The following is a 5,030-nucleotide window of genomic DNA, read 5'->3' as shown; positions in this document are numbered from 1 at the left end:
CGGGGAAAAGATGAAAACACGCCGCAAGAAGTGAACTCATAAGCTCTGATGTCGAGATCTGAAAACCTATGCAATCTCCTTTAATCCTCACAAGATAAGCGCCTTTTTCAAACCTATCTTGAAGCACCATTTTCTTAAGTGGCATTCCGTGCCAGAGGCTAACATAAATTTGGTTTTGCTGTATTGTGTCGAGATATTGCATCGAGGTGGTGACAACTACTTTTGCGCTGATAAGGTGTTTGTAAATTTCGGCTCGAGTGGTAGCAACTTTTATTCCCTTCTCGGCAAGCTTAACATTTACCAGTGGGTCTTTGGAAATCCATATGAGCTCATAGTTGATGTCGAGATTTTTAATGTATTCGTAAAGGAATCGCGCATTATCCGCAAAATCAGGGTGGCTTATGAAAACAATTTTATTTTTCTTGGGAAATGCGGAACTTATAATTTTCATTAAAGGGATTTTAAGCTTTTGTCTGAGATTAGCACTCATATTCAGACTATTTTCCTCCCCAGAATGTCGTGCATGTGTATGAATCCAACGACTTTATCACCTTCCATCACTACAAGCGAGGTTATTTTGTGATTCTCCATTTTCCGTAATGCTTCCTCAGCGAGAGCATCGGGGGTTATCCATTTTGGGTTTCTCGTTGCGAATATAAGAACATTTTCCTTAAGCGGGTCTTCAATATCCTCTCTTTGAACTGCACGGCGCACATCTCCGTCAGTGAGAATGCCGATTAATTTTTCGCCGTCCATTATAAGTGTTGTTCCGAGTTTTTTTTGCGTTATCTCGACTATAGCGTCCTTAAGGGTTGCAGATGGCGGGATTATCGGTATCTCGTCGCCAGTGTGCATTAGCTCGGAGACCTTTGTCAGGTTTCGTCCCAGAAGACCCCCGGGATGGAACTGCCTGAATTTTTCCTTAGTTATACCTTTCATGCTTATTATTTCTGCAGCTATAGCGTCTCCAGCAGCTATGGAACAAACGACACTTGTGGTGGGTATAACTCCCAATGGGTCGCCTTCCTCGACCTCAGGTATGAGAATCTTAAGGTCAGCGTTTGAGTATAGGAGTGATTTTTTGTTGGCTGTTATTGCTATTATTGGTATTCCCCATCGTTTGAAGAATGCCACCAGATGGGTTATTTCCTCGGTTTCGCCGCTTTTTGATATGCAAATGGCGACATCCTGGGGTGATACTATTCCAAGGTCACCGTGTAGTGCTTCTGTTGGGTGTAGAAATATTGCCTGTGCTCCTATCGATGTCAGGGTGCTTGCGATTTTTTTGGCGGCTATGCCAGATTTGCCCAGTCCTGTTGCTATAATCCTTCCCTTGCAGTTGGCACAAAGTTTTGCCGCTTCTGCTATCGCCTCACGCTGAGCTAAGAGCGCTTTTATGGCTCTCGACTCGCTTTCGAGAAGATTTTTTATAGCATCATCAGCCATTAATGTGAATTTAATCAAAAATTCGCTGGTCGCAAGCTGGTTAGTGTCGATTTTGTTGCTAAATAAGGTTACATCGTTATTTAATTAATGGTATGAATAGAGTTATAGTTCACATAGACATGGATGCGTTCTTCGCGTCAGTAGAGCAGCTTGACAATCCAGAGCTTCGTGGTAGGCCTGTTATAGTTGGCGGGAACCCATTCAAGGGGCGAAGTGTTGTCTCGTCGGCGTCATACGAGGCGAGGAAATATGGCGTTCACGCTGCGATGCCGATACGGCGGGCATACAAACTTTGTCCGCATGCTGTGTTTATTCGCCCGAGGTTCGCACGATACGAGCAGGTTTCAAGGCAGATAATGGAAATACTTTTGAGGTTTTCGCCGCTTGTGGAGCCAGCATCAATAGATGAGGCATATATCGACCTTACCGGCACGGAAAGGCTTTTTGGTGACCCTGCTGAAACTGCGTTAAGGATAAAGCGGGAGATAAAAGAGCGGACTGGATTGACTGCTTCAGTGGGTGTTGCGCCGAACAAGATGGTAGCAAAAATAGCAAGCGATAAGGACAAGCCGGATGGGTTCTGCGTTGTCAAGCCCAATGAGGTTAAGGATTTTTTAGCTCCGTTGCCGGTAACGGCTATACCGGGTGTTGGTGATGTCCTCGCGAGTAAGCTGAAAAAACTCGGAATAGAGACAATAGGTGATGTTCAAAAATTCCCGCGTGAAGTTTTCAAAAGCGTTTTCGGGAAAGGTGGGGAAGAACTCTACGACATGTGCATGGGAATTGATAATCGTCCTGTGGAACCACCTAAAGAGCGCAAGCAACTTTCCTTTGAAAGGACATTTGAGAAGGACATAAAGGACAGAAAAATTTTGCGGCAGAAGCTCCTGCTTATCGCTGACCACATTGCTGAAAGGCTTAGCAAACGCGAACTCGTGGCGAGGACTGTAACGCTTAAAGTGAGATTTCACGATTTTTCGATGATAACGCGTTCTCAGACGCTTAATCTTCCGACTCGCTCGCACGAAATCATTAGTGAGACTGCAGAAAAACTTCTTGATAAGGTTCCTCGGGTTCCGATAAGACTTCTTGGTATTTCTGTTTCGAATCTTTCTCCTCTTGCGGGCAGACCGGCTGAAATTTTCGTTGATACTCAGCGCGCAGAAAAACTTATTGACGCGCTTATTGCGATAAGGAACAAGTATGGCTACACAAGCATAAAACGAGCTTTTGAGCTTATGGAGGGTAGAGAATGAATTTTTACTTTTTTGTGGCGAAAAATTTTGTAACTTGATGAATATCATTGAAAAAAATTGTCTTGAGTTTATATATTACTATGGAAAGAAATTCATAAACTGAAGATAGGGGGTTAATAATGTTTATAATAGCTATATTATTGATTTTAATTTCATCGGCGTTTTCTGCCCCTATAGTTGAGTGCGACATAGGTGTTCCGGGCTACCCTCACGCGCCTGTTGTAGGCGATATTGATACCAATGGTTACCCTGAGATAGTGGTTGGCTATGGCGCATCCAGCCGTGCTGGTGACCTTGGTGGGCTGATAATTTTCAGGAAGTATGCTGACAATACGGCTGACACCATTTTCAACTGGTCCATAGGAACGGGTGATGTTTTCACGCCTTACATAGGCGATGTTGACGGGGACAATTTGCCGGAAATATGTGTTCAATTCCGGCGCCCAGGTGCTGACGACAGCATAATAGTCTTCAATCATGATTTTACGGTTCTCTGGCGAGCGGTGGTGGGCAGTGGTAGTGGTTCCATGACTGTAGAGGGCGGACATGCTATAACTGCTGGTGATATTGAGGGTGACGGCAGAATAGAGGTTTTCGCAAGCGAGACGAGAAGCAACTACATAAGAGTTTTCGACGGGCGAACGGGAAGGTTCATAAGGGATATACGCGAAGCGGGCAATTTCCATCCGTATGGTGCTTTGACATTATGGAATCTGGATGAAAGCGGGCCACTTGAAATACTTTCTTCTTTCTATCAGGGCGGTTCGTGGAAAGTTTGTGCATTCCATACCAACGACGGAACATCTTATTGGCGAGTGGAGAATTCTTTTGCCTATGGAGTTGCTGATATGAACAACGACGGTCAGCCAGAGGTTGTGCTTGAGCGAAACTATGGTGGTAGGACACACATTGAGCTTTATAGATTTAATGGCACTCGCATAGGGGAAATAACCAGTTTTCAGGGCTCTGTGTTTTTCCCTCATTTTGGGCTTCCCGTTATAGCTGAGTTCGATACATCTACACCCGATACGCCTGAAGTTGTGTTCGCGATAAACCATATTACTTTCTCACCAGGCTCAACCAACTATCAGGTTACGGCGTGCTATAGGTCCGACGGCAGAGAGATATGGCGGTTTTTGATGCGCAATGGAGAGTTTGTCTCGGTTACAGCCGCAGACCTTAACTGTGACCTCATACCTGAGGTTGCCGCGCTGTCATTCAACGATGACACAGCTGTAGTTATTATTGACGGTGCTACAGGGTCTTTGTGGGGGCTTTTCGCAGGACCAGTCCCTATTGGGACACAGGATAATGAGATGGTTGCTATCGCAGATGTCGACCTCGACTTCCACACTGAATTTATCTACAATGGGCAATTCTCTTATTCAGGACCTTATGTTATCCGCATTATTGGGAACGATGACCGCTGGAACCCCACGCGCCCAATCTGGAATGAGGGTGGGTTTTACTATACATCAATAGAGGATAACCTTGGTTTGCTTCACAGAAGCTATACCAACTGGCGCGACGAGAATATATTCCGCTGCCAGAAAATTGTTCCCTGCGGTCTTGGTGTGGTTCTCCACGATTCCATCGAGTGTGCGGGCTGCGGTGAGTTTACCAACCTGAGGCTTCATGTTGATGTCGTTAACACCTATGCGCTGGTCAGGGCTCCAAGTTCACGGGTCAGGATAGAGATACTGCAGGGTGGTGATTGTCTGACCCGCATATCGCCCACGGACGAGTATTTCCTCGGCACCATAGAGCCTCGCGAATCGATGCATGTCGCGTGGGAGTATCTTGTCGACGGCACGTGTCCTCATCGATACATAGTCGTCAGGTTTTACGCCTGGAGCAGCGACACGGCGAACTTCGACAGCGTTTACTACGACTTCAAAATAAAACTTCCTGTGTGCACCGACTTTCCCGATGTGGAGAACATAAGGCCTCTTCCCTGCGGCGGGATAATGACCTGCGCTGACTCAATCCAGCAGATGCTCGCTTTCTTCGTGGAGTCTCACTATTATCCGATAGATTTCGCTTCTATGGAACTCGTGGTTAACGACACAGTCCACACCATCGATGAGTTCAATCTTATAAAGCAGGGGGACAACAACATAATCTATGTTCCAGTTCCGCCGTTCAAGAATGGGGACACGGTTCGATTCCAGCTGAGGCAGGTTATAACGCAGACGGTTCAGTGCACCTCGTGGGCTGAACCCTGTTCTGTAATAATAGACCTTCAGCCGCCGATACTTTACGACCCGTTCCCGTCTGAGGGGGCGAGGATTTACTTCACGCCGACCGAATTCAGGGTTCACATAATAG

At 46.1% G+C, this 5,030-nt stretch carries 4 protein-coding genes; 2 read left to right on the top strand and 2 right to left on the bottom strand.

The window, feature by feature from the left end; genetic code table 11:
• Together J7J62_00285 and J7J62_00280 are read right to left on the bottom strand one after the other, a co-directional pair.
• A partial coding sequence (locus J7J62_00285; GenBank protein MCD6123598.1) for a CDP-glycerol glycerophosphotransferase family protein occupies positions 1–451 on the bottom strand: 451 nt, incomplete at its 3' end.
• A gap of 41 nt (positions 452–492) precedes the next feature.
• Positions 493–1,326 (bottom strand): KpsF/GutQ family sugar-phosphate isomerase, encoded by an 834-nt coding sequence (locus tag J7J62_00280; protein ID MCD6123597.1) that lies wholly within the window; start codon positions 1,324–1,326, stop codon positions 493–495.
• A 212-nt stretch (positions 1,327–1,538) separates the two neighbouring features.
• Between J7J62_00280 and J7J62_00275 the strand changes: the two genes are divergently transcribed.
• Together J7J62_00275 and J7J62_00270 are read left to right on the top strand one after the other, a co-directional pair.
• Positions 1,539–2,702, top strand: a complete 1,164-nt coding sequence (locus J7J62_00275) for a DNA polymerase IV (protein ID MCD6123596.1) — start codon at positions 1,539–1,541, stop codon at positions 2,700–2,702.
• A 119-nt stretch (positions 2,703–2,821) separates the two neighbouring features.
• Positions 2,822–5,030 (top strand): VCBS repeat-containing protein (locus J7J62_00270; protein MCD6123595.1); only part of this gene is annotated, 2,209 nt, incomplete at its 3' end.

This window comes from bacterium, from assembly GCA_021159335.1.
Taxonomy (GTDB): domain Bacteria; phylum UBP14; class UBA6098; order B30-G16; family B30-G16; genus JAGGRZ01.
The sequence above is the reverse complement of the archived record's forward strand: the minus strand, read 5'-3'. Positions and strand labels throughout refer to the sequence as shown.

Bases quoted from the DNA above. Each gene is read 5' to 3' on its own strand.
- J7J62_00275 (MCD6123596.1), top strand. From the start codon at position 1,539: ATGAATAGAGTTATAGTTCACATAGACATGGATGCGTTCTTCGCGTCA.